Source organism: Caulobacter sp. FG121, assembly GCF_057809815.1.
The window spans coordinates 149,466-172,206 of sequence record NZ_JBMDKR010000006.1; the positions used below are offsets into that span (position 1 = coordinate 149,466).

Below are 22,741 nucleotides of genomic sequence, written 5' to 3' on the forward strand. Positions count from 1 at the left end.
CGCGCTGCTATCACGCAGCCCCAGCCCGCGCAACGGCGCGCCCCTTACGCGGGCGTCAGCCTCGCCTATATTGCCCGTCATGACCTCAGCACCGCCGGTTCCCCAGTGAGATATCTTGAACTCGTAATCTTCGCCGTTTTCGCCGCCGTGGTGCTGTATCAGCTCTACGCGGTGCTCGGTCGTCGCATTGGCCGCCAGCCGGAAGACCTTACGGCGAATGGGTCTGTCGCCGACGCTGACCCGGATTCCGGGCCGACGACCGATGGCCCCGGTATGGTTGGCGCGGACCTGTCCGGCCTGGCCGCCGTCAAGGCGCGCGATCCATCGTTTGACGCGCCATCGTTCCTGGCCGGCGCGAAGCATGCCTACGAGATGATCGTCATCGCCTTCGCGGCCGGCGATCATGCGACGCTCCGGAACCTGCTGTCGCCCGGCGTGGCCGAAAGTTTCGAAGCCGCGATCGCCACGCGCGAGGCGGAAGGCCGGACCGAGAGGGTCGAATTCCTTCAGCCGCCGCGCGCGGACCTCGACCGGATCGATCTCGATGGCGCCACCGCCCGCGCCGTCGTCCGGTTCCTCGCGGAGTTCAGGTCCCGCACCAAGGGTCCCGAAGGCGAGGCGGTCGATGATCGCCGGACGGCTGAACTGTGGACATTCGAACGCAATCTTAATAGCCGCGACCCCAACTGGACGCTTGTTCACGTGGACGCCGCGGAGGCGTAATGCGACTTCGACTGACCGGTGTCCTTCTCGCGCTCGCCCTGACGGCTTGCGCGACACCGAACGCGACCGGGCCGCTGGTCTCGCCGCCGCCGCCGCCGGTCACCCAGCCGCCCTCGCCCCCCCCGCCGCCCTACGTCCCGCCAGCCGCATTCACGGCCCTGGCTGGATGGGACACGGAAGACCATCTCGCCGCCCTGCGCGCCTACCGGGCTACCTGCGGCGTGGCCAAGTCGCCCGCAGCGGCCGGGACCTGTCGCCGCGCCCGCGCGCTCAATCCTGTCGATGAAACGATCGCCAGGCGGTTCTTCGAAACGAACTTCCGCCCCGAGAGTCTCGGTGATCCAGGCCTGCTCACGGCCTATTTTTCGCCGGTCTATGAAGCGAGGCCGGAACCGGACGAGGTTTTTTCGGCGCCGGTCCGCGCCCGACCCGACGATCTGGTCATCGTCTCGGCGGCCAACATCAGCCAGCGGATCGAGGACGGCCTTCAACCCTATCCGGACCGAACGGCCATCGAGACCGAAGGCCTCGGCGCTGTACTGGCCTGGATGCGGCCCGAAGATCTGTTCTTCCTGCAGATCCAGGGGTCGGGCGTGCTGACCTTTCCGGACGGGTCGCGCAAGCGCGCCGCCTTTGCTGCGCACAACGGCTGGCCTTTCGCCGGGATTGCCCGCCCGATGCGCGAGCGGGGGCTGCTTAAGGACGCCGACACGTCCGGCGACTCCATTCGCGGCTGGCTGTCCGCGCACAGGGGCGATGAGGCTGACGAAATCATGCGGCTCAATCCCCGGTATGTCTTCTTCCGTCTCGAGGACGACGATGACCGGGATCCAGCCGGCGCGGCCGGCGTGTCCTTGCCCGCCGGCCGCGCGATCGCGGTCGACGCCAGCCGGCATGACATGGGCGAACTGTTCTGGATCGACGCCAGGGCGCCGGTTCTCAGCGGCGCCTTCCCCACATACCGGCGACTGGTCATGGGCCTCGACACGGGCGGGGCGATCAAGGGCGAGGTTCGCGCCGACCTCTACATTGGCCGGGGTGACGCCGCGGGCGCCGAGGCCGGCAGGGTGCGTCACGAACTGAGACTGTATCGCCTCGTACCGATCCCGTCCGAAGGCTCCTGACATCATGTCTCGCAAGCTCAGGGCGGAGGAGGCGCACCTTTGGGGTCATGTGACCGCCACCGTCCGCCCCCTGCCCGGCCGCGCGACACCCAAGACCAGGGTCCCGCCCGTCGAGTCCGCGCCGGCCATGCTGCCTCTGCCCAAGGCGCCGGTCGTGGCCAGAGCGAAGCCTGTCCGTCCGCCCGAGGCCATCGAACCCGGTCGACACAAGCGCATCATTCGCGGCCATGAACCGCTGGAAGCCCGCATTGACCTGCATGGCATGACTCACGACGGCGCCCGCGCGGCGCTCGAGTCCTATCTGCTCCGTGTCTGGGAAGACGGCTGCCGCGAGGTTCTGGTGATCACCGGCAAGGGGACCCAGGGGGATGGGGTCCTGCGCCGCTTCACCCCTGAATGGCTCGCCGCGCCGCCGCTGCGCGCCATCGTCGCCGGCGTTTCGCAGGCGCACCGTCGTCATGGCGGCGAGGGCGCGCTCTATGTCGCGCTGAAACGTCGGTCGAAGACCTGACCTCGCGTCATACTGGTTTGCCCTGTCCGGCCTTGGCATAGTCGCCGCGAGACCTTGAGGACGACCCGATGACTGAACGCGTTCTGGTGATTGGCGCCGGCATGGCCGGTCTGTTCACCGCCCTTGCCCTCGGCGGGACCGGCCGCCGGGTGGATGTGCTTGAGCGCGATCCCCCGACCCCGACCGGCGGCGCGGACGAGGCCTTCAGCGACTGGAACCGGCGCGGTGTCGGCCACCTGCGGCACAGCCACGCCTTCCTCGCCCGCCTGCGCAATCTGGTCCAGGACCACCACCCGGCCTTGCTTGACGAACTGCGCGACGCCGGCTGCCAGGAGATGAAGTTCGCCGACGGCCTCCCGGCCTCGAGCAAGGACCGCTATCGCCCCGAGCCCGGCGACGAGATCCTCACGGTCATCACCAGCCGGCGCACGACGCTGGAGCTGGTCATTCGCCGCTATGTCGAGCGGATGCCGGGCGTCGCCATTCACAGCAACGTCAATGTCACAGGCCTGCTGGGCGCGGTTGACGCCGAGGGGCGGTTCGTTTGCGAGGGCGTGACGCTCAAGGAGGGCGAGACCGAACGCGAGGAGCGCGCGGACATCGTCGTCGACGCCGCCGGCCGCACGGCCCAGGGCTTCGACTGGCTGGCCGAACAGGGCGTGACCTGGGACGAGGAAAGCGAGGATGCCGGCATCCTCTACTACACCCGCCACTGGCGGCTGTTGCCCGGCCAGACCCCGCCGGAGCGGGGCCCGGTTCCCGGCGCCGGCGACATGGGCTTCCTCAAGTACGGGGTCTTCCCGGCTGACAACGGCTGCTTCTCGATCACGCTGTCGGTGCCCGAGATCGAGGAAACGCTGCGTCTGGCGGTCATGCGCCCGGAGATCTTTGATCAGATCTGCCAGCTGCTGCCGGGCGTCGCGCCATGGATCGCGCCGGATCGGTCCGAGCCGGTCAGCAAGGTCTACGGCATGGGCGATCTGAAGAGCCGGTGGCGCACCACGGTCAAGGACGGCAAGCCTATCGCGCTCAACCTGTTCTTCGCCGGCGATGGTCTGGCCCGCACCAATCCGCTCTACGGCCGGGGCTGCTCCTTCGCGGCCATCGAGGCCTACATGATCGCCGACGCGCTGGCGTCATCGACTGATCCGACAGCCCGGGCCCTCGCCTACCAGGCGGCGGTCGACGACGGCTTGCGCCCCTTCTTCCGGGCGATGCGCGATCTGGATCGTCAGGCGATCCGAAGGGCCCGCAACACGCTCGATCCCGCCTATCGCCCGCGGCTGAAGGCGAAACTGATGAAGAGCTTCGCGGAGGACGCGATCGCGCCCGCGATCCGCTCCGACCCGGCCCTGCTGCGGGCCTTCATGCGCGGGTTCCATATGCTGGAAGCGTCCAACGCCTGGCTGAAACGCCCGGCGACGCTGGGCTCGGTTCTGGGGACCTGGATCAAGCCCCGCGCCCTGAAGCGGAAGTACTATCCGCCGAAACTGGGTCCTGATCGGAACGAGATGTTCGCCGCGCTTGATCTGCCGGCCACGGCGGACGCGGAACGACTGGGCCTCATCGCGGCCTGATCACGACCGGACCTATTTTTCGCGCGAGGCCTTCTCGGCGATGCCGGAGGTTCCCTCGCGGGCTTCCAGCTTCGCCGCGACGTCGTCCGTCGTCGCGCCGGCCGCGGCCAGCAGGGCCAGCAGGTGATAGACCACGTCGGCGGCTTCGGCGGCCAGGTGATCACGGTCGCCGGACTCCGCCGCCTCGACGGCCTCGCCGGCTTCCTCGATCAGCTTCTTCCCGGCCAGAACCGGATCGGCCAGCAGTCTGGCGGTCCAGGATTTGGCCGGATCGCCGCCCTTGCGGCTGTCGATCACGGCTTCCAGCCGGGCGATGACCTCGGACAGGCGGCTCATGCAGCGTCCTCCGGAATGCCGCGCATCGGGATGCCGGCGGCGGCCATGGCGCGTTTGGCTTCGGGAATGGACACTTCACCGAAGTGGAAGATCGAGGCGGCCAGAACCGCGTCGGCGCCGCCCAGCTTCACCGCGTCGATCAGGTGGCCGGTGTTGCCCGCGCCGCCGCTGGCGATGACCGGGACGCTGACCGCGCCGGTGATGGCCCGCAGCATCGACAGATCGTAGCCGGTCTTGGCGCCGTCGCGGTCCATCGAGGTCAGCAGGATCTCGCCCGCGCCCTTCTCGACCGCCCGGGCGGCGTATTCGACCGCGTCGATGCCCGTATCGTTGCGGCCGCCGTAGGTGAAGATGTTCCAGCCTCCCCCTTCCTGACCAAAGGGGCCACGCCCCTTGGCGTCGACCGCCACCACCACGCACTGCGAGCCGAAGGCGTCGGCCATACGTGCGACCAGATCCGGGTCCTCGACGGCGGCGGTGTTGATCGAGACCTTGTCGGCCCCCGCGCGCAGCAGTCGCCGCGCGTCCTCCACCGTGCGCACCCCGCCGCCGACGGAGACGGGCATGAAACAGACGTCCGCCGTGCGGGCGATGACGTCGAGGATCGCACCTCGACCTTCATGGCTGGCGGTGATGTCGAGGAACATCAGTTCGTCCGCGCCGGCCGCGTCATAGGCGGCCGCCTGCTCCACCGGGTCGCCGGCGTCGCGCAGGGCGACGAAGTTGACGCCCTTCACCACGCGGCCGTCCTTGACGTCGAGACAGGGAATGACCCTAACCTTGAGCATTGGGGACCTTGAGCATCAGCCGGCGATCTTCAGGGCCTGTTGCGGGTCGACCGCGCCCTCGTAGAGGGACCGGCCGAGCACCGCGCCGGCGATGGCCACGCCCTTGCGGGCCTTGAGCAGTTCGATGTCGCGTACCGAGGCGATGCCGCCCGAGGCGATCACCGGAATGGCCACGGCGTCGGCCACTTCGCCCACCTGGTCGATATTGACGCCGGTCATGGCGCCGTCGCGGCCGATGTCGGTGACGATCAGGGCGGCGACCCCCGCGTCCTCGAACCGTTTGGCAAGTTCGATGACACCGAGATCCGAACCGCCGATCCAGCCTTCGGTGGCGACCATCCCGTCACGGGCGTCGATGGCCACGGCGATCTGCTCCGGCCAGGCCTTCGCGGCGGCCTTGACCAGGGCCGGATCCTTGACCGCGACCGTGCCGAGGATCACCCGGCTGACTCCGCCTTCGATCCAGCCCTCGATCGAGGCCAGTGTCCTTACACCGCCGCCCAGCTGAACCGGGATCGACACCGCGCCAAGGATGCTGGCCACGGCCTCGCCGTTGACCGGACGGCCCTCGACCGCGCCGTTCAGGTCGACCACATGCAGCCAGGAAAAGCCCTGCTTCTGGAACAGGGCGGCCTGGTCGGCCGGCGATTTGCTGAACACGGTTTCCTTGTTCAGGTCCCCGTGCAGCAGACGCACACAGCGTCCGTCCTTCAGATCGATGGCCGGATAGAGGATCACGCGGGCGTCTCCAGGAAGTTCGCCAGCAGCCTCAGGCCCTGGGACTGGGATTTCTCGGGGTGAAACTGCACCCCCATGATGTTGTTCCGCGCGACCGCCGCGGCGAAGCGGCCGCCGTGATCCACACTGGCGATCACCTGTGACGGATCGGACGGCGTGAAGGCGAAACTGTGCGTGAAATACATATGCGCACCGTCGCCGAGGCCCTTGAACAGCGGATGATCGGCGACCGCCTCAAGGGCGTTCCAGCCCATGTGCGGGATCTTGGCGGCCGGATCGGCCGGATGCAGTCGGGCGACGTCGCCGCCGATCCAGCCCAGACCTCGCGTCTCGCCAAACTCCAGCCCCCTGTCCGCCAGGAGCTGCATGCCGACACAGATGCCAAGGAACGGCGCGGCGCGGGTCAGGGCAGCCTCGCCCATGGCCTCGACCATGCCGTCGAGCGCGGTCAGCGCGCCCATGCAGGCCGCAAAGGCGCCTACGCCCGGCAGCACCAGCCGGTCCGCCCTCGCCACGACGACGGGATCAGCGGTCACGACGATCTCGACGGCTAGGTCGTGCGTCTCCGCCGCGCGGCGAAGCGCTTTTTCCGCCGAGCGAAGATTGCCCGACCCGTAGTCGATCAGGGCGACGCTCTGCATGGAGATTTCCTAGAGCGAGCCCTTGGTGGACGGTGCACGTCCATGGGTCTTTGGATCCAGCTCGACCGCTGTTCGCAGCGCGCGGGCGAGGGCCTTGAAGCCGCTCTCGGCGATATGGTGGCTATTGTCGCCGTAGAGGGTTTCCAGATGCACGCAGGCGCCGGCGTTCATCGCGAACGCGTGGTGGAATTCCTTGAACAGCTCGGTGTCCATCGACCCCACCAGCGGCGTCTTGAACGCCACCTTCCAGATCAGATAGGCGCGATTGGAAAGATCCAGCGCGCAACGGGTCAGGGTCTCGTCCATCGGGATATAGGCCGAGCCGAAGCGGCGGATGCCCTTGAAGCCGTCCAGCGCCCTGTTGACCGCCTGGCCGAGCACGATGCCGGTGTCCTCGACCGTGTGGTGCATGTCGATGTGCAGGTCGCCGGTGGTCTGGACTTCCAGATCGAACCCGCCGTGGCGCGCGAAGCTGTCCAGCATGTGGTCAAAGAAGCCGATGCCGGTGGAAACCTTCGCTTCCCCGGTTCCGTCGAGATCGATGCGGACGCGGATCTGCGTCTCCTTCGTCTCGCGAACCACTTCGGCCGTGCGGGCCATCAGAACAGTCCTTCCGCCTTCGCCAGGGCCTCGAGCGAGACCTGGGGTCTGGGGCCGTAGTGGCCGATCACCTCGGCCGCTGCCAGAGCGCCGAGGCGGCCGCAGACGTCCATCGACCGCCCGCGGGCCACACCCAGCAAAAACCCCGCCGCGTATTGGTCGCCCGCGCCGGTCGTGTCCACGACTTTTTCCACAGGGTAGACAGGAATGACATGCGCTGCCCCGCCCGCATACACCACCGAGCCGGCCTCGCCCCGGGTGATGGCGCAGATCCCGACCCGGCCTGCGAGGGCCTGGGCGGCCGCCTCGAAATCGTCGGTCTGGAACATCGATTTAACTTCGGCCTCGTTGGCCAGGACGATGTCGCACTCGGTCTCGATGAAACCCAGAAGCAGGTCGCGGTGGCGCTCGACAACAAAGGCGTCGGACAGGGTGATGGCCATGAGCCGTCCGGCGGCCCGCGAAAAACCAGCGGCCTTGGCGAACGCGCGGCGCGCTTCGGGCGGGTCGAACAGATATCCCTCCAGGAAGATGATCTTGCTGGCTTCGATCATCGCCGGATCGACGTCGTCGGGCCCCAGTTCGGTGGAAGCGCCGAGGAAGGTGCACATGGTGCGGTGGCCCTCCGGCGTCACATTGATCAGGCTTCGCGCCGTGCGCGGTCCGCCGATCAGGGGCCGGGAGTCGAACGCGACGCCGATGGCGTGCATGTCGTGCTCGTAGACCTCGCCCAGCTGGTCATTGGCGACCTTGCCGAGAAAGGCCGCCTTGCCGCCAAAGCTGGCGATTCCGGCGACCGTGTTTCCGGCAGAGCCGCCGGAGGCTTCAATGCCCGGCGCCATGTGGCCGTAGAGTTCCTCGGCCTGACCCTCGTCGATCAGCTGCATCGAGTTCTTCACCAGGCCCTGGGCCGTCAGAAAGGCGTCGTCGCAGGGGGCGATCACATCGACGATAGCGTTGCCGATTGCGGCGACGTCGTACAGCTCAGACATGGCGGAGGTTCTTGCGTCCGTGGGATGTCCGGGCTGGTTACAGGAGAGGGACCGGATGGGCAACGCGGCCTTGTCGCTCCCGCCCGTGTCGAGTAGGCGGGGATCATGGCCCGCATCGCCCTGCTCACGCCCGCCGCCCACAACCCCTATGTGCGCGTCTGGGGCCCGGCTTTCGACCGGTTGACGACCGCCCTGTCCGGCGCGGGTCTGGAGGTCGTATCGACGGAATGGCCGAAGGCAGCGGAGGTGGAGGCCGACGCTGTCCTGCCGCTGCTGGCCTGGGGTTATCACCAGGACGCCGCCGACTGGTTGGCCATGCTGGACGATATCGAGACCAGGGGCGTGACCGCGATCAATCCCGCCGGCGTCCTGCGCTGGAACACGACCAAGACCTACCTCGCCGATCTGGAGGCCGCCGGCGTGCCGGTTGTACCGACAGTGTTTGCCGATTGCGTCGACGACGCCGTCGTTGCGGCGGCCCGCGCCGAGTTGGGCGGCGGGACCCTGGTCGTGAAACCTCAGGTTTCCGGCGGCTCGCATGAGACCGTGAGACTGGAGCCCGGCGAGGCCCTCGTCGGTGGCCCGAGCAGCGCGGCGATGATCCAGCCCTTCCTGCCGTCCGTGTCCGGTGAGGGCGAGATCTCCCTGCTGCATTTCGACGGCGTCTTCAGTCACGCTGTCGGCAAGGTGGCGAAACAGGGTGACTTCCGGGTCCAGCCGCAGTTCGGCTCGACCATCGGACCGATCACGCCCCCGCCAGGCGCCCTCGACATCGCCCAGACCGTTATTGCCGCAACGCCGGGCCGCATGACCTACTGCCGCGTCGACCTGATCCGCCATCCGGACGGGACGCTGCGGGTGATGGAGCTGGAGGCGATCGAGCCGGATCTGTTCCTGGAGCACGCGCCGGAGGCGGGTGCGGTGTTCGCGGCGGCGGTGGTCAGGGCGCTCATCTAGCCCCCGACGAACAGCTCCCGGCTCGGACAAAGGTCCGCCACCTGGCAACCCTCGCACTTCGGCTTGCGGGCGAGACAGGTGTAGCGCCCGTGGAGGATCAGCCAGTGGTGGGCGCGGGTCAGACAGGCCTCCGGCACGATGGCCATCAGGTCGGCCTCGACCTTGTCCGGCGTTTTTCCGTCCGACAGTTTCAGGCGGTGCGAGACGCGGAACACATGGGTGTCCACAGCGATGGCCGGCTCGATGCCCAGTTCATTGAGCACCACGCTGGCGGTCTTGCGGCCGACCCCGGGCAGGGCTTCCAGATCGGCGCGGTTCAGCGGCGTCTTGCCGCCGTGCTGCTCCATCACGATCCGCGACAGGGCAATGACGTTCTTCGCCTTGTTGCGGAACAGGCCGATGGAATTGACATAGGGGATCAGTCCCGCCTCGCCGAGCGCCAGCATGGCCTCCGGCGTGCTGGCGACAGGAAACAGTTTCGCCGTGGCCTTGTTGACCTGGACGTCGGTCGCCTGGGCCGACAGGGCGACGGCCACGACCAGGGTGAAGGGGTCCTGGAAGGCCAGTTCGGTACGCGGATCGTCAGACAGGGTCTGGAAGCGGTCGAACAGCGCCTGGACCCGGGCCTTCTCCTTCGGCGACAGACGTTTCTTCGGCGCGGGCTTCTTCATCGTCGCGAGGATGGCCTGCACCGCCCGGTTCGCCAAGGCGGCCGGGCGCGGTATGCTGGCGGCGAAATTGTTTTCCACGTCGCAAGAACCGGGCGGATTTCGCGTTTCGACCCGCCTAGCTTCGGTCCATGGCTTACGACATGACCCCCACCCGCTCCGCCCCGGCGCCGGCTTCCGGCGTCATCATCAACCTCGAAGAGCGCGCCCGCGACTACGATCGCATGGCCCGCGCCCTCGGCTGGCTGGCCGACAACTGGCGGGAGCACCCGTCGCTGGACGAGGCCGCCGACGCAGTCGGCCTGTCACCGTTCCACTTCCAGCGCGTGTTCACCCGCTGGGCCGGCGTCAGCCCCAAGGCTTTTGTCGCCTCGATCGCCCACGCCGAGGCCCGGGCCCTGCTGGAGGAAGGCGCCAGCGTGCTCGACGCGGCCCTCGACACAGGCCTGTCCGGCCCCTCGCGCTTGCATGACCTGTTTGTCGCCCAGGAAGCTGTTACGCCGGGCGAAGCGCGCCGGCGCGGCGAAGGCCTGACCCTGCGCTGGGGCCTCGCGCCGACGCCGTTCGGAACCGGCCTGTTCGCCGTCGCTCCGCGCGGCCTTGCCGGCTTGGGGTTTGTCGACGAGGCCGGCGAGGAGGCCGCTTTCGCCGACATGTATCGGCGATTCCCGGCCGCGGACTGGGTGCGCGACGACGAGACCGCCCGCGACATGGCCGTGAAGGCCTTCGGCGAAGGCGACGGCCCTATCCCGATCGTGCTGATCGGCTCGCCGTTTCACGTTCAGGTCTGGAAGGCCCTGTTGCGCATTCCGGCCGGGGCGACGGCCACCTATGGCGACGTCGCCCGCTGGGCCGGCAAGCCGAAGGCGTTTCAGGCCACCGGCGCGGCGATCGGCGCCAACCCGGTGAGCCTGTTGATCCCCTGCCATCGGGTCATCGCCCGTGACGGCCGACTGACGGGCTATCACTGGGGTCTCGGTCGCAAGGCCGCGATGCTCGGGATGGAGGCCGTCGCGGCGGCGGGGTGAGGACTGATCACCCCCGCGTTGATGACATCTGCCCTTTGGCCTTGATGGAATGATGGGCTCCGGACGACGGACCTGGTCAAGGACGGGTCCTTCGGACCCGCCGCTGCGCGGCCGCGGAGCGGTCCTTGAGCAGGGCCATCGCCGGAGCAACACTGGCCGTCAAGACATCAGGGCAGGGTTTGCCTGCGGTTCAAGAATCCTAGTTCGTCGCGGGCGCGCTCGCCGCCGCCGGCGGCGGCGCCCTCGGGATCAGCAGCTCGTCAAACACGATCCGCCAGCCTTCCTTGCGGTGCTGCCAGACCCGGACGTAGTGGGCCTTCACCGTCGCCCCGTCCCTGCTCCAGCCGGCGGTTCCGTAGGTCCAGGCCAGGTCCCCGGCCGTCGAAACGCCGCCGCCCAGCGGCGCAAAGGCGATCTGTTTCGCCCGCCAGTCCAGTTCCGGCCCGAACGTCGCGCAACCGGTGGCCGGCGCCATGGAGGACGACTGGATCCGCCCGTCACAGGCCAGCACCTTGAGATAGGCCGCCTTGCTGTCGACAGTCGCCGTCGCGGCCAGCGCCGCCTCCGCCGCCCTGACGCTGGCCAGCGCCCCTTCGGGATACTGGCCGCGAACGGTTGAAACGGCCAGGTATCCGGGTGTCGAATCAGGACCCGGCGAGGCGGACGGATCGCTGCCGACGCCGCCGTCGAAAACCCATTTCCACTGACCGTCGGCCTGTTTCTTCCAGACGGTGAAATAGTGGCCGCGCCGCTTGCCGCCGACGCTGTAGGGGCCGGTGGTGAAACCCAGGTCGCCGGAAGCGGATATGCCTGCCCAGGTCGGCCACCATTCCAGCTTGGGGTCGTCCGCCCCGTCGTCCGGCGAGGCCAGGAAGGTCTCCTTGGCGTTGACCGGCGCCGGCGTCATCACGATCGCGTCCGGCGCCATGTGTCCGAGGAAGCTCTTTTTGACCCCGAGCCGGTAGCCATCGGCGGCAAAGGCGCGTTCGGCCGCGACTACCGGGGCGGGCGTGATCGGCGCGATGGCGGCTTTAGCGGGCAGGGCGATCGCGGCGGCGGCGAGGGCCAGGATCAGGCGCATGTCGGTTTCCCCGGATTTCGTCGGCGAAGGCTACGCCCGTCGCTGGTCCGCGCGCCATGAAATCGCGGTAAGACTTTCCCCGACACCCGCACCGGACCCCCGCCATGAGCTTTTCGTCGGCCGAAGTCGAACGCTACGCCCGCCATCTGGTGCTGCGGGAAGTCGGCGGTCCGGGGCAGCAGAAGCTCAAGGCGGCAAGGGTTTTGATGGTTGGCGCGGGCGGTCTCGGCGCGCCGGCCTCCCTCTATCTGGCGGCTGCGGGGGTAGGGCGGATCACCATCGTCGATCCTGACACGGTGGCCCTGTCCAACCTGCAGCGGCAGGTGCTTTACGCAACTTCGGATGTCGGCCGCGACAAGACCGAGGTCACGGCCCGGCGACTGGCCGAACTGAATCCCGACATTGTCATCGAGACGCACACCACCGCCCTGACGACCGGCAACGCCGAAACCCTGATCGCCGGCCATGATCTGGTTCTCGACGGCACCGATGATTTCAGCACCCGTTTCGCCGTGTCCGACGCCTGTGTTCTTGCCGGGGTGACTCTGGTGAGCGGGGCGATCGCCCGCTGGACCGGACAGGTCGGGGTCTTCGCCGGCAAGCCCTGCTATCGCTGTCTGGTGCCCGACGTGCCGCCGGACGCGGAGACCTGTTCGGCCGTCGGCGTGGTCGGGGCCCTGGGCGGGGTGATCGGGTCGATGATGGCTCTGGAAGCGATCAAGGTCATCGCCGGCGCCGGCGATCCCCTCAGCGGCCGGCTGCTGTTCTACGACGGTCTGGCCGGCGAGACCCGCACTGTCCGCATCGGCGCCGACCCTCTCTGTCCCGTTTGCGGCGCTTGACGAAGTCATCGTGAGCAGGCGTCAATCGCACGGCCGGACGTCAGAGCCGGGTCGGGGACGGGGACGCGTCATGAAATCTCTGGGCAAGATCCTGATCGGGATCGTGGCGGTCGTCGCCGTGCTGCTGACCGCCGGCTGGCTGGCCCTGCGTCGACCCGACATTCCCTGGCCGACCCTGCAGGCGAAATACGCCAGTTCCGCCTCGCGCTACATGGATCTGCCCGGCGGGCTGAAGGTCCACTATCGCGACCAGGGCCGGCGCGACGGTCCGACCCTGGTGCTGGTGCACGGCTTCGGCGCGTCGCTGCAGACCTGGGAGCCCTGGGTCCAGCGGCTGGGGTCGCGGTACCGCATCATCACCCTGGATCTGCCGGGCTTTGGCCTGACCAGCGCCCCCAAGGGCTACACCCTGAAGCGCAGCGACTTTGTCGACGTGGTGGATCAGGTGACCACCAGGCTGGGCGCCCGGAAATTCGTGCTCGCCGGAAACTCCATGGGCGGTGGGGTGGCCTGGAACTACGCGCTGCGTCATCCCGACCGGCTGGACGGCCTGGTGCTGGTCGATGCCGCCGGCTGGCCACAGCAACGGGCGGACGGACGCGAGGGACCGTTCATTTTCAAGGTTCTGGCCAATCCGGTCGGCCGGGCCCTGATCCGGGATCTCGACGTCAGCGCCATGACCCGCGCCGGCCTGAAAGACGCCTTCGCCCCGACGCCGGAGATGGTCGATGAGGCGATGGTCTCACGCTACGTCGACATGGCCCGCGCGCCCGGCCATCGCGACATCATCCTCGGCATGATGGGCGGCTTCGATCCCGCCGACGCGGCGACGAAGGAAAAGCTGTCGAAGATCGCCGTCCCGACCCTGGTCATGCACGGCGATACCGACAAGCTCATCCCGGTCAGCCACGCCGCCCTGTTCGGCGACGCCATCCCGGGCTCGACCGTGATTGTCTACCCAAAGGTCGGCCACGTCCCGATGGAACAGATCGCCGACAGATCGGCCGCCGATCTCGACGGCTGGCTCAAGGCGAAGGTCTGGCCGCCGACGCGCTAGGCGAAGGACTTGGCGATAAAGGCGATGCTCTTGCTCATGATCGTCCGGTAGGTGTCATCATCCCAGCTGCGGTGATTGACGCCCTTGAGCTCGATGTGTTCGACGGTCTTGTCCGCCTTGCGCAAGGCGTTGGCCATCAGCTTCGACTGGCGCGGCTCGACAATCCCGTCTTCCAGACCATGAATGAGCAGGACGGGACTCCTGATCTCTGCAACCCGATTGACCGGTGACGCCGCCCGGATCGCTGCGCGCTGGGTCCTGGGGTCGCCGATCCGCGTCCGCCAGACCTTGTAGCTGGGGGAGTCGTCGCCATCCTCGCGGTAGTAGGCCAGAAAAGCCTCGAGATCGCTGATGCCGGCGATGGACACCGCGCAGCGGTACAGGTCCGGCTTGCGAACAGCCCCCATCAGGGACGCGTAGCCGCCATAGCTGCCGCCAAAGATCGCGACCCGGCCCTTGTCGACACGGCCCGAGTCCAGAACGTGCTGCACGCAGTCGTCGATGTCGTCCTGCATCCGGTCCCCCCAATGGCCCTCGCCGGCGGCCACGAACGACCGCCCGTAGCCGCCCGAGCCGCGGAAATTCGGCTGCAGCACCAGCCAGCCGTGGGCCGCCAGCGCCTGGGCGAAGAAGTCCCAGTCAAGGCTGTCCCGCAGCTCCGGCCCGCCGTGGGGCATGACCACCAGGGGCCTGGGACCAGCCGCCAGCGGCGTGGTCAGATAGGCCGGGAGATCGACGCCATCCCTGCTCCTGACGTTCAGCACGGACACGGGCGCCAGCCGATCGGACGTGAGCCAGGGCCGCTGGTCGCCGATCCTCTTCAGCGCCTTCCTGTCGAAGTCGTAGTAGTGAAACGCCCCCGGATCGGTCGGCGCCGTCGTCTTCAGGACCATCTGCTTGAGGTCGCTGCTCACGTCATAGGGATAGACATTGCGGGGCGTGCCCAGCGCCGCGCCCAAGGCGTCAAACCGATCGTCCATCGCCTTGTCCACCCAGTCGTAGGTGAACAGATCGCGGGTGAAACAGGCCGCAACGAGATTGTTGTCGTAGTCGACAATCGCCCCGTCGACGTCATGGTCGGGACTGGCCATCAACGGGGCGCCGAACGTCAGGGTCTTGATGTCCAGGTGCCGCAGGCTGGTGGTTTCCTCGCCGTCCTCGCGGTGGATCGCGAGCAGCTTGCCGGGGTCGGTCGTGGCCGAGACGACGCCCAGTTCGCCCAGCTTCTCGCCTTCTTCCTTGTGAATGTCGCGGATCTTGGTCCACTCGGTCTCGCCGACCGGCCGGCTGTAGACGCTGAGAATGCTTCGCCGGGGGCTGATGTCGTAGCGAAGCACCGGCACGCCGTCCTTCACCGCCCAGGCGAAGGTGTTGAGCATGCCGCGCTCGAACAGCGTCGCCGCGCCCGTCAGGATGTCGACATGATAGAGCGCGATGACCCGCCGCTCCGAGTCGTAGGACTGCATCAGGATACGGGTCTTGTCCCCCGGCAGCATGTCGACGATTTCGGACAGGTCGAAGAAATTGTTCAACCGGTTCTGATGGTTGTTGAACAGCAGCGCCGCGCTCCGGCCATCGAGACTGGCTGAGACCACCCGACGAACGGGGATGGGCACGAAGGTGTCCCCGTACCAAACGCCCGTCTTCTTGCCGCTGGCGTCCTTGTCGAAGCTGACATTGATCAGCAGGCGTTCATTGCTGGCCCATACGAGGCTGTCGACGTCGAAATCTCAAAGCGGCACCGTGGACGGCCTGGCCTCTAGGTCAGCCGTTTTCCGCAACTCAAAGAACGCCTTGCGCTTCCCGTCCCGGGTCTGCTGGCGAAGGACGGCCAGCAGGGAGCCGTCCGGCGACAGTGCGACATCGTTGAGTTCGGGCTTGCGCAGGAGCTCATCGAGACTGGGCGGGCCAGACGGCGCCGGCGAGGGTTCGTCGGCGCGTGCGGTCCCGATGCCCGACAGCAGCGGTGTGAGGAGGCCCGAAGCGAGCAGGGTGCGGCGGGAAAGCTTCACGGTTTTACTCCGACGATTGCGCCGGAGGACCGGACTCACTCAGGGGCGGACCAGACGATCGCGGAATATCGGAGATCGAACAGACAGGACGCGCACCCCCGAACGCCCAGCCAACCCAAGCGTCGGATGGATTCGAATTCCCGTCAAGCGCGCGGTGTCAGAGCATCGCCGGGATGACGCGGTCGGGCGGCCGGTGGCCGTCCATGAAGGTCTTGATGTTGACGATGACCTTCTCGCCCATGTCGATGCGACCCTCGACCGTGGCCGAGCCCATGTGCGGCAGCAGCACCACGTTCGGCAGCTTGAGCAGCTTGGGATTGATCGCGGGCTCGTGCTCGTAGACGTCCAGGCCGGCGCCGGCGATCTCGCCGCGGGCCAGCATGTTGGCCAGGGCCCCTTCGTCGATGACCTCGCCGCGGGCGGTGTTGACCACCACGGCGGTCGGCTGCAGCAGCTTCAGCCGGCGAGCCGACAGCAGGTGATAGGTGGCCGGGGTGTGCGGACAGTTGATGGAGACGATGTCCATCCGCGCCAGCATCTGGTCCAGGCTCTCCCAGTAGGTCGCTTCCAGCTCCTCGGCGACGCGCGGGCTGACCGGCTTGCGGTTGTGATAGTGGATCGACAGGCCGAAGGCCTTGCCGCGCCGGGCCAGGGCCTGGCCGATGCGGCCCATGCCGATGATGCCGAGGCGCTTGCCCCACAGGCGGCGGCCGAGCATCCAGGTCGGCGACCAGCCCTGGAATCCGCCCGCCTGGACAACCGCCGCGCCTTCGACGATGCGGCGGGTCGAGGCCATGATCAGGCTCATGGTCAGGTCGGCGGTGTCCTCGGTCAGGACGCCGGGCGTGTTGGTCACGATCACGCCGCGCTGGTTGGCGGTGGTCACGTCGATGTTGTCGACCCCGGCCCCGAAGTTGGCGATCAGCTTCAGCCGCTCGCCGGCCCGCGACAGCAGGCGCGAGTCAAGACGGTCGGTGATGGTCGGGACCAGCACATCGGCGCGATTCATCGCGTCGACCAGCTCGTCCGGCGTCATCGGCCGGTCGTCGACGTTGAGTTCGGTGTCGAACAGCTCCCGCATCCGGGTTTCCACGGGATCGGGCAGCTTGCGCGTGACGACGACTTTAGGCTTCTTGGCGGCCATGGACGCTTTCGATAACGGCGTTGGCCCCTCGGGGGGTCATCGCACCCTTAGCAAAGGCCCGGCGCAGGGCCAAGGCGGGCAGCGGCCCTTTAGGGCCCGGTTTGGCGCTTTGCCGACAAACTTGGCGGCCCTGGGGCTCGCCGTGGCGCTTTCAGGCTGCGGCCCGCGCGGCCAAGAGGCCTGCGACACGCCCTCGACCCTGCCGGTGCCGCGCTTCGTGTCACTCAAGTTCGGCGAGGTTTACGCCCGCAAGGGTCCGGGCGAGGATCATCGCATTCTGTGGGTCTGGCGCTCCAAGGGCATGCCGCTGGAGGTGGTCGCGGAGACCAGCGAATGGCGTCGCGTGCGGGGTCCTGACGGGGCGGTGGCCTGGGCGCACAAGCGCGGCATTGACGGGCGGCTGACGGTGATGCGGGTCAAGCCGGGCCCGGTCGCGATGCTGTCCGCGCCGAAACAGGGCGCCCGGGTCGTGGCCTGGCTGTCCCCCAACGCCGTGGCCTCGCTCGAAAAGAGCGAAGGCGGCTGGCGCAAGATCAGGGCGGGCGGCGAGACCGGCTGGACGCCCGCGTCCGAGGTCTGGGGCGCCGGCGCGCCGACACCCTGTCGTCCGCGCGAAGATTGAGGCGCCTGCCCCCGCGTGGTAACCCCGCGCCAGTCAGGCCGCGTGAACGCGGCGAAGCTTCGGTGACGCATGACCTCGACGACCCCGGCCCCCATGGCCCAGTCCAGCTACAGCTACGATGATCTGATCGCCTGCGGTCGCGACGAAACCTTCGGTCCCGGCAACGCCCAGCTGCCGATGCCGCCTATGCTGATGTTCGATCGCATCACACAGATCAATGCCGACGGCGGCGCGCACGGCAAGGGCTACGTCGAGGCCGAGCTCGATATCAATCCGGACCTGTGGTTCTTCGCCTGCCACTTCAACAATGACCCGGTCATGCCCGGTTGCCTCGGCCTCGACGCCATGTGGCAGCTGGTCGGCTTCTATCTCGGCTGGATCGGTGGCCCCGGCCGCGGCCGGGCCCTGGGCGTCGGCGAAGTGAAGTTCACGGGCCAGGTGACGCCCTCGGTGAAAAAGGTCGTCTACCGCATCGAACTCAAGCGGGTGATCAACCGGAAACTCGTTATGGGCATAGGCGACGGGGTGCTCGAAGCCGACGGCAAGCTTATCTATGAGGCGAAAGACCTCAGGGTTGGCCTGTTTGACCCGAGCACGATGGCCTGACCGGCCATTGATCGGGTGACGGTTCGCGCCAGGAGGCGCGGACGGGGGAAGGAAGGAACAGCTATGCGTCGCGTCGTCGTTACAGGCATCGGGATCGTGTCCTCGATCGGGGCCAACACCAACGAGGTCGTCGCCTCCCTCAGGGAAGCGAAATCGGGCGTGAAATTCGCCCAGTCCTATGCCGACCTGGGATTCCGGTCGCAGGTCGAGGCCGCGCCTGACTGTGACTGGGAGTCGCTGGTCGATCGTCGCGCCGCCCGCTTCCTCGCCGAGGGCACAGGCTGGGCGCACGTGGCCATGGAGCAGGCGATCGCCGACTCCGGGCTCGAGGAGAGCGAGGTCTCCAATGACCATACCGGCCTGATCGTCGGCTCCGGCGGCCCGTCCACCCGGGCCATCATCGCCGCCGCCGAAACCACCCGCGAAAAGGGTCCCAAGCGTATCGGCCCGTTCGCGGTGCCCAAGGCGATGAGCTCGGGCGCCTCGGCGACCCTGGCCACCTGGTTCAAGATTCGCGGCCTCAACTTCTCGATCAGCTCCGCTTGCGCCACCTCGACCCACTGCATCGGCTCGGCCTACGAGCAGATCCTGATGGGCAAACAGGACGTGGTCTTCGCCGGCGGCACGGAAGAGCTCGACTGGTCGCTGTCCAACATGTTCGACGCCATGGGCGCGATGAGCAGCAACTTCAACGACCGGCCGGCCGTGGCCAGCCGGGCCTACGACCTGAACCGCGACGGCTTCGTCATCGCCGGCGGCGCGGGCATCGTGGTGCTGGAAGAGTATGAGCGGGCGAAAGCCCGAGGCGCGAAGATCTACGGCGAAATCGTCGGCTACGCGGCCAATTCGGACGGCTTCGACATGGTCGCTCCGTCCGGCGAGGGCGCGATCCGCTGCATGAACCTGGCCATGGCCGGCGCAGGCGGCCGGACGATCGACTATCTCAACCCGCACGGCACCTCGACCCCGGTCGGCGACCTCAAGGAGATGGAGGCGGTCCGCCAGGTGTTCGGCAAGAACGCCCCGGCCATCTCCTCGACCAAGTCGCTGACGGGTCACTCGCTGGGCGCCGCCGGCGCGCAGGAAGCGATCTACAGCCTGCTGATGCTGAACAACGGCTTCCTCGCCGAGAGCGCCAACATCGAGACCCTCGATCCGGCCTTCGAGGACATGCCGATCCTGCTGAAGCGTGCGGACCGTCAGGTCGAGACCGTGATGTCCAACAGCTTCGGCTTCGGCGGCACCAACGGCTGCCTGGTGATGGCGCGGGTCTGACGCTTTTCCCCGTCATCCTCGCGCTTGTCGCGAGGACCCATGAACACCGAAGAACGTCGAGGCGCGCGGAGCAATCCGCGCCCTTTTCCGTTGGCCCATCACGCATGGGCCCTCGCGACAAGCGCGAGGGTGACGGGGGCTGGACGCTTGCCCCGAAACGCGTGTCCGTCCAGAAAGGCGCCCGACAAGCCGGTCAGAGACGCGGCGCGCGCACGACCGACCAGGACGGAGATGCCAGATGGCCGACGACTACACTTTCCCCAAGGGCGAGCTGATGAAGGGCAAGAAGGCCCTGATCACCGGGGTGGCGAACCACAATTCGATCGCCTGGGGCATCGCTTCGCAGCTGGCCGCCCAAGGCGCGGAGCTGGCCTTCGCCTACATGCCGGACATGGAACGGCGGGTGAAACCGCTGGGCGAGAGCATCGGCGTGAAAACCTTCGTGCCGATGGAAGTGACCGACGACGCCTCGATGGACGCCGCGTTCGCCCAGGTCGCAAAGGAAATGGGCACGCTCGACGCCTTCCTTCACTCGATCGCCTTCGCCAACAAGGATGAGCTGAAGGGCTCGTTCGTCGAGAACACCACCCGCGAGGGCTTCCTGCGGGCGATGAACATCTCGGCCTTCAGCTTCGTCGACTGCGCCCGACGCGCGGCCGAACTGATGCCCAACGGCGGATCGATGGTCACCATGACCTACCTGGGCGCCGAGCGGGTCATCCCGAACTACAACACCATGGGCGTGGCCAAGGCGGCGCTCGAGGCGGCCACCCGCTACATCGCCCGCGACCTCGGCCCCAAGGGCATCCGGGCCAACGCCATCTCGGCCGGGGCCATGCGCACCCTGTCGCTGGCCGGCATTTCCGGCGGCCGCGGCATGATCAGCCAGGGCCGGGCCTTCAGCGCCCTGAAGGAAGACACCTCGATGGAGGGGGTCGCCGGGGCGGCGCTGTGGCTGCTGTCGGACCTCGGCCGCTCGACCACCGGCGAAGTGGTTCACGTCGACGCCGGGTTCCACATGATCGGTCTGCCGGACGGGGAGCCTGCCGAAGGCTGATAGCCCCAAGGTTGAGGCGCTGGGCTCGCTGGCGCAGCCGTCCTTCACCTTCATCTTCAAGGCCGACCCGACCTTCGGCATCCAGATGGGCGAAGGTCTGGACAACAACTTCACCGTCGACGCGGGCAGCGACTACACGCCGACCTTCTAGGCGCCGTACGCCCTCATGAAGACGCGGGCCGCCTCGCTGGCGGACGCGTCGATCTCGTCCTCGGTCAAGTCCGGCCCGAGGTTCAGGAGCGCCTTGGTCTGCCGGTGTCCCAGCACCATGCCGCCGAAAAACTCCGCGGCCTGCAGGGGGTTTTTGACAGTCATGCGGCCGGCGCTGGTTTCAAGCTCGAGATACTCCGCCAGCTGGGCGCGTGAGTGTCGGGGGCCGGATTCGAACACCTCACGTGCGAGATCGGGCATCGCCCCGGCGCTCTGGATGGTGACGCGCATCAGCGCATAGTTCTTGCGGTTGACCACGGCCAGCAGCGTCCTGGCGTAGGCCCTCAGTGTCTCTTCAGGTCGCTCTTCGGCGCCGGGTTCGCGCAACGGCGCGGTGATCGTCGCCACTCGGCGCTCGACGAGCGCCCGCACCAGTTCAGCCTTCGAGCCGTAGTGGTTGTAGACCGTCTGTTTGGAGACCCTGGCCCGGCGGGCGATTTCCTCCATCGGAGCGGAGAGGCCGCGCTCGCCCAGGACTTCCGAGGCGGCGTCCAGGATCGCCTCGCTCTTGGCGGCGTCAATCTGGCCGATGATCCGGGGCATCAGTGCGCGGGCTCCGTCATCGACCGCCCGCCCGGCGCCGTCTTGCCGGGCTTCGCCAGCAAAGCAAGGAAGGCGGCGAGGATCGCGCACACCGCCATGAAGGCGAAGGCGTCGCCGAAGGCCAGGATCTGGGCCTTCTGCCCGATCATGAAGTGCATCGCCTTGTAGGCAGCGCCCTGCGGGTCGGTGACGCCCAACTGCTGGAAGCGCGCGGTCAGGCCCGCCAGCATCGCCTGGCCCTCGACGCTCGACCGGTCCATGCGCGAGACCATGTCGTTCATATGCACCGCGCTCTGGGTGGTCAGATTGCTGGCGATGACCGCCATGCCGATGGCGCCGGCGGTATTGCGGGACAGGTTGAGCAGGCCGGAGGCGTCCTTGATCAGGTGCAGGGGCAGGGTGCTCATGGTCATCTGGGTCGAGGCGATCATCGCCACCATGACGCCCACGCCGCGAAACGCCTGGACGGCGGCGAACTCGGCGAAGCCCCATTCGCCGTTCAGGTCGTGGCCCAGCCACATGCCCCAGGCGACCATGCCGTAACCGATGAAGATCGGAATGCGCGGATCAACCTGCCGGACCCACCGGCCGGCCAGCGGCCCGGTGATAAACATCGCGATGCCCGAGACCAGCATGGTGGTGCCGACCTCGGAGGCCGAGAAGCCGCGCACCCGGCCCAGATAGAGGGGGAGCAGGAAGGTGCCGCCATACAGGGCAAGGCCGGAGGTCGCGCCCATCACCAGGCCGAGGCTGAAGTTCCGGTCGGCCAGCGCCTTCAGCTGGATGATCGGCTGGAAGTAGGTCAGCTGCCGCCAGACGAAGATCACGCCGGTCACCGTCGCCAGCACCGCCAGCCACAGGATGGTGTCGTCCTGGAACCAGTTGTCCTTGGCCCCCTCCTCGACGACGTACTGCATGCTCATCAGGAAGACGGCCATCATGCCGAGGCCGAACCAGTCGAAGTTCTGCGCCAGCCGGCGGTCGCCCTTGTCGAAATTGCCGTAGCGTCCGACGAGGAACAGGCTGAGCAGGCCCGGGCCGACGTTGATGAAGAACAGCCAGCGCCAGTTCAGCCAGTCGGTCAGGTGCCCGCCGAGCGTCGGCCCCACGGTCGGGGCCAGGGTGACGATCATGCCGGTGACGACGTTGGCGGTGACCCGCCGCTCGGGCGGGAAGGCGCTGAAGGCCGTGGCGAAAACCGTCGGCACCATGGCGCCGCCGATGAACCCCTGCAGGGCCCGGCAGGCGATCATCATGTCGATGTTGGTCGACAGGCCGGCCAGAACGCTCATCAGCAGGAAGCCGCCGCAGCTGACCATGAACACCCTCTGGGTGCCCCAGAGCCGCGCCAGATAGGCTGACAGCGGAATCATGACCACTTCAGGGATCAGGTAGGCGGTCTGGATCCAGCTGACCTGATCGGCGCTGGCCTCGATGCCGGCCTGGATCTGCGGCAGGGACGCGGCGACGATCTGGATGTCGAGAATGGCCATGAACTGGCCGATCGCCATTCCGCCGAAGCCGAGGAACAGCATCATCCAGTTGACCGTGGGCGCTGCGGCCTCGGCGGGCGGGGAGGCCGGACCGGTGAGGGTCGCGGTGGTCATGG

The 22,741-nt window shown here is 67.7% G+C and carries 25 protein-coding genes; 12 read left to right on the forward strand and 13 right to left on the reverse strand.

Annotated features, from left to right (window positions below; all coding sequences use genetic code 11):
• Positions 1 to 105: 105 nt before the first annotated feature.
• The 4 genes from timA (at position 106) to ACODSL_RS15495 (ending at position 3,935) form a co-directional block, all read left to right on the forward strand.
• On the forward strand, positions 106 to 723 hold the full coding sequence (gene timA, locus ACODSL_RS15480; protein ID WP_488901611.1) for a TIM44-related membrane protein TimA: 618 nt from the start codon (positions 106 to 108) through the stop codon (positions 721 to 723).
• Complete coding sequence (mltA, locus tag ACODSL_RS15485) at positions 723 to 1,847, forward strand: murein transglycosylase A (protein ID WP_488901612.1); 1,125 nt, start codon at positions 723 to 725, stop codon at positions 1,845 to 1,847. Before timA ends, mltA begins: the two co-directional genes overlap by 1 nt.
• Positions 1,848 to 1,851: 4 nt before the next feature.
• Positions 1,852 to 2,358, forward strand: coding sequence for a Smr/MutS family protein (locus ACODSL_RS15490; protein ID WP_488901613.1), 507 nt, complete (start codon positions 1,852 to 1,854; stop codon positions 2,356 to 2,358).
• 68 nt (positions 2,359 to 2,426) lie between these two features.
• Positions 2,427 to 3,935, forward strand: a complete 1,509-nt coding sequence (locus tag ACODSL_RS15495) for an FAD-dependent oxidoreductase (protein ID WP_488901614.1) — start codon at positions 2,427 to 2,429, stop codon at positions 3,933 to 3,935.
• Positions 3,936 to 3,947: 12 nt separating this feature from the next.
• On the opposite strand, the gene hisE is transcribed toward ACODSL_RS15495, so the two are convergent.
• The 6 genes from hisE to ACODSL_RS15525 are packed head-to-tail and all read right to left on the reverse strand — an operon-like array spanning position 3,948 to position 8,030.
• The gene (gene hisE / locus ACODSL_RS15500) at positions 3,948 to 4,271 is read right to left on the reverse strand and encodes a phosphoribosyl-ATP diphosphatase (RefSeq protein ID WP_488901615.1); all 324 of its coding nucleotides are present in this window, start codon (positions 4,269 to 4,271) and stop codon (positions 3,948 to 3,950) included.
• Positions 4,268 to 5,059, reverse strand: a complete 792-nt coding sequence (hisF, locus tag ACODSL_RS15505) for an imidazole glycerol phosphate synthase subunit HisF (RefSeq protein WP_488901616.1) — start codon at positions 5,057 to 5,059, stop codon at positions 4,268 to 4,270. The genes hisE and hisF overlap by 4 nt, the downstream gene beginning before the upstream one ends.
• Positions 5,060 to 5,074: 15 nt before the next feature.
• Positions 5,075 to 5,797, reverse strand: coding sequence for a 1-(5-phosphoribosyl)-5-[(5-phosphoribosylamino)methylideneamino]imidazole-4-carboxamide isomerase (hisA, locus tag ACODSL_RS15510; protein ID WP_488901617.1), 723 nt, complete (start codon positions 5,795 to 5,797; stop codon positions 5,075 to 5,077).
• Positions 5,794 to 6,438 carry an imidazole glycerol phosphate synthase subunit HisH gene (hisH, locus tag ACODSL_RS15515; protein ID WP_488901618.1) on the reverse strand — a complete coding sequence of 215 codons (645 nt, stop codon included), beginning with the start codon at positions 6,436 to 6,438 and terminating at the stop codon, positions 5,794 to 5,796. The genes hisA and hisH overlap by 4 nt, the downstream gene beginning before the upstream one ends.
• Positions 6,439 to 6,447: 9 nt before the next feature.
• The gene (gene hisB / locus ACODSL_RS15520) at positions 6,448 to 7,038 is read right to left on the reverse strand and encodes an imidazoleglycerol-phosphate dehydratase HisB (RefSeq protein ID WP_488901619.1); all 591 of its coding nucleotides are present in this window, start codon (positions 7,036 to 7,038) and stop codon (positions 6,448 to 6,450) included.
• Positions 7,038 to 8,030: an adenosine kinase gene (locus ACODSL_RS15525; protein ID WP_488901620.1), complete on the reverse strand. Its 993-nt coding sequence runs from the start codon at positions 8,028 to 8,030 to the stop codon at positions 7,038 to 7,040. Before ACODSL_RS15525 ends, hisB begins: the two co-directional genes overlap by 1 nt.
• Before the next feature lie 105 nt (positions 8,031 to 8,135).
• Between ACODSL_RS15525 and ACODSL_RS15530 the strand changes: the two genes are divergently transcribed.
• Positions 8,136 to 8,987 carry an ATP-grasp domain-containing protein gene (locus ACODSL_RS15530; RefSeq protein ID WP_488901621.1) on the forward strand — a complete coding sequence of 284 codons (852 nt, stop codon included), beginning with the start codon at positions 8,136 to 8,138 and terminating at the stop codon, positions 8,985 to 8,987.
• Here the strand turns inward: ACODSL_RS15530 and nth are convergent.
• Positions 8,984 to 9,658, reverse strand: coding sequence for an endonuclease III (gene nth, locus ACODSL_RS15535; RefSeq protein ID WP_488901713.1), 675 nt, complete (start codon positions 9,656 to 9,658; stop codon positions 8,984 to 8,986). The two genes, ACODSL_RS15530 and nth, sit on opposite strands and share 4 nt — an antisense overlap.
• A 128-nt stretch (positions 9,659 to 9,786) precedes the next feature.
• Between nth and ACODSL_RS15540 the strand changes: the two genes are divergently transcribed.
• Positions 9,787 to 10,683, forward strand: coding sequence for a methylated-DNA--[protein]-cysteine S-methyltransferase (locus tag ACODSL_RS15540; RefSeq protein WP_488901622.1), 897 nt, complete (start codon positions 9,787 to 9,789; stop codon positions 10,681 to 10,683).
• A gap of 199 nt (positions 10,684 to 10,882) precedes the next feature.
• Here ACODSL_RS15540 and ACODSL_RS15545 read toward each other — a convergent pair whose 3' ends face one another.
• Entirely contained in the window at positions 10,883 to 11,764 is an 882-nt protein-coding gene (locus ACODSL_RS15545) for a Cif family virulence factor (RefSeq protein ID WP_488901623.1), read from the reverse strand.
• A gap of 104 nt (positions 11,765 to 11,868) precedes the next feature.
• Here ACODSL_RS15545 and ACODSL_RS15550 point away from each other — a divergent pair, with 104 nt between their 5' ends.
• Positions 11,869 to 12,606, forward strand: coding sequence for a HesA/MoeB/ThiF family protein (locus ACODSL_RS15550; RefSeq protein WP_488901624.1), 738 nt, complete (start codon positions 11,869 to 11,871; stop codon positions 12,604 to 12,606).
• A gap of 70 nt (positions 12,607 to 12,676) precedes the next feature.
• On the forward strand, positions 12,677 to 13,663 hold the full coding sequence (locus tag ACODSL_RS15555) for an alpha/beta fold hydrolase (RefSeq protein ID WP_488901625.1): 987 nt from the start codon (positions 12,677 to 12,679) through the stop codon (positions 13,661 to 13,663).
• Here ACODSL_RS15555 and ACODSL_RS15560 read toward each other — a convergent pair.
• From ACODSL_RS15560 to ACODSL_RS15570, 3 genes are all read right to left on the reverse strand, one after another.
• Positions 13,660 to 15,279, reverse strand: a complete 1,620-nt coding sequence (locus ACODSL_RS15560) for an alpha/beta hydrolase family protein (protein WP_488901626.1) — start codon at positions 15,277 to 15,279, stop codon at positions 13,660 to 13,662. The genes ACODSL_RS15555 and ACODSL_RS15560 overlap by 4 nt on opposite strands.
• 114 nt (positions 15,280 to 15,393) lie before the next feature.
• Positions 15,394 to 15,675, reverse strand: coding sequence for a hypothetical protein (locus ACODSL_RS15565; protein WP_488901627.1), 282 nt, complete (start codon positions 15,673 to 15,675; stop codon positions 15,394 to 15,396).
• 157 nt (positions 15,676 to 15,832) lie between these two features.
• Positions 15,833 to 16,819, reverse strand: coding sequence for a 2-hydroxyacid dehydrogenase (locus ACODSL_RS15570; RefSeq protein WP_488901628.1), 987 nt, complete (start codon positions 16,817 to 16,819; stop codon positions 15,833 to 15,835).
• 142 nt (positions 16,820 to 16,961) lie between these two features.
• Between ACODSL_RS15570 and ACODSL_RS15575 the strand changes: the two genes are divergently transcribed.
• The 4 genes from ACODSL_RS15575 to ACODSL_RS15590 all read left to right on the forward strand — a co-directional run bounded on the left by ACODSL_RS15575 (position 16,962) and on the right by ACODSL_RS15590 (position 20,379).
• Entirely contained in the window at positions 16,962 to 17,441 is a 480-nt protein-coding gene (locus tag ACODSL_RS15575) for an SH3 domain-containing protein (RefSeq protein ID WP_488901629.1), read from the forward strand.
• Positions 17,442 to 17,534: 93 nt separating this feature from the next.
• The gene (gene fabA / locus ACODSL_RS15580) at positions 17,535 to 18,047 is read left to right on the forward strand and encodes a 3-hydroxyacyl-[acyl-carrier-protein] dehydratase FabA (RefSeq protein WP_488901714.1); all 513 of its coding nucleotides are present in this window, start codon (positions 17,535 to 17,537) and stop codon (positions 18,045 to 18,047) included.
• 63 nt (positions 18,048 to 18,110) lie between these two features.
• Positions 18,111 to 19,322: a beta-ketoacyl-ACP synthase I gene (fabB, locus tag ACODSL_RS15585; protein ID WP_488901630.1), complete on the forward strand. Its 1,212-nt coding sequence runs from the start codon at positions 18,111 to 18,113 to the stop codon at positions 19,320 to 19,322.
• A gap of 238 nt (positions 19,323 to 19,560) precedes the next feature.
• The gene (locus ACODSL_RS15590) at positions 19,561 to 20,379 is read left to right on the forward strand and encodes an enoyl-ACP reductase FabI (RefSeq protein ID WP_488901631.1); all 819 of its coding nucleotides are present in this window, start codon (positions 19,561 to 19,563) and stop codon (positions 20,377 to 20,379) included.
• 147 nt (positions 20,380 to 20,526) lie between these two features.
• On the opposite strand, the gene ACODSL_RS15595 is transcribed toward ACODSL_RS15590, so the two are convergent.
• Entirely contained in the window at positions 20,527 to 21,132 is a 606-nt protein-coding gene (locus ACODSL_RS15595; protein ID WP_488901632.1) for a TetR/AcrR family transcriptional regulator, read from the reverse strand.
• Positions 21,132 to 22,739 carry a DHA2 family efflux MFS transporter permease subunit gene (locus tag ACODSL_RS15600; protein WP_488901633.1) on the reverse strand — a complete coding sequence of 536 codons (1,608 nt, stop codon included), beginning with the start codon at positions 22,737 to 22,739 and terminating at the stop codon, positions 21,132 to 21,134. The genes ACODSL_RS15595 and ACODSL_RS15600 overlap by 1 nt, the downstream gene beginning before the upstream one ends.
• Between the last annotated feature and the right edge of the window lie 2 nt (positions 22,740 to 22,741).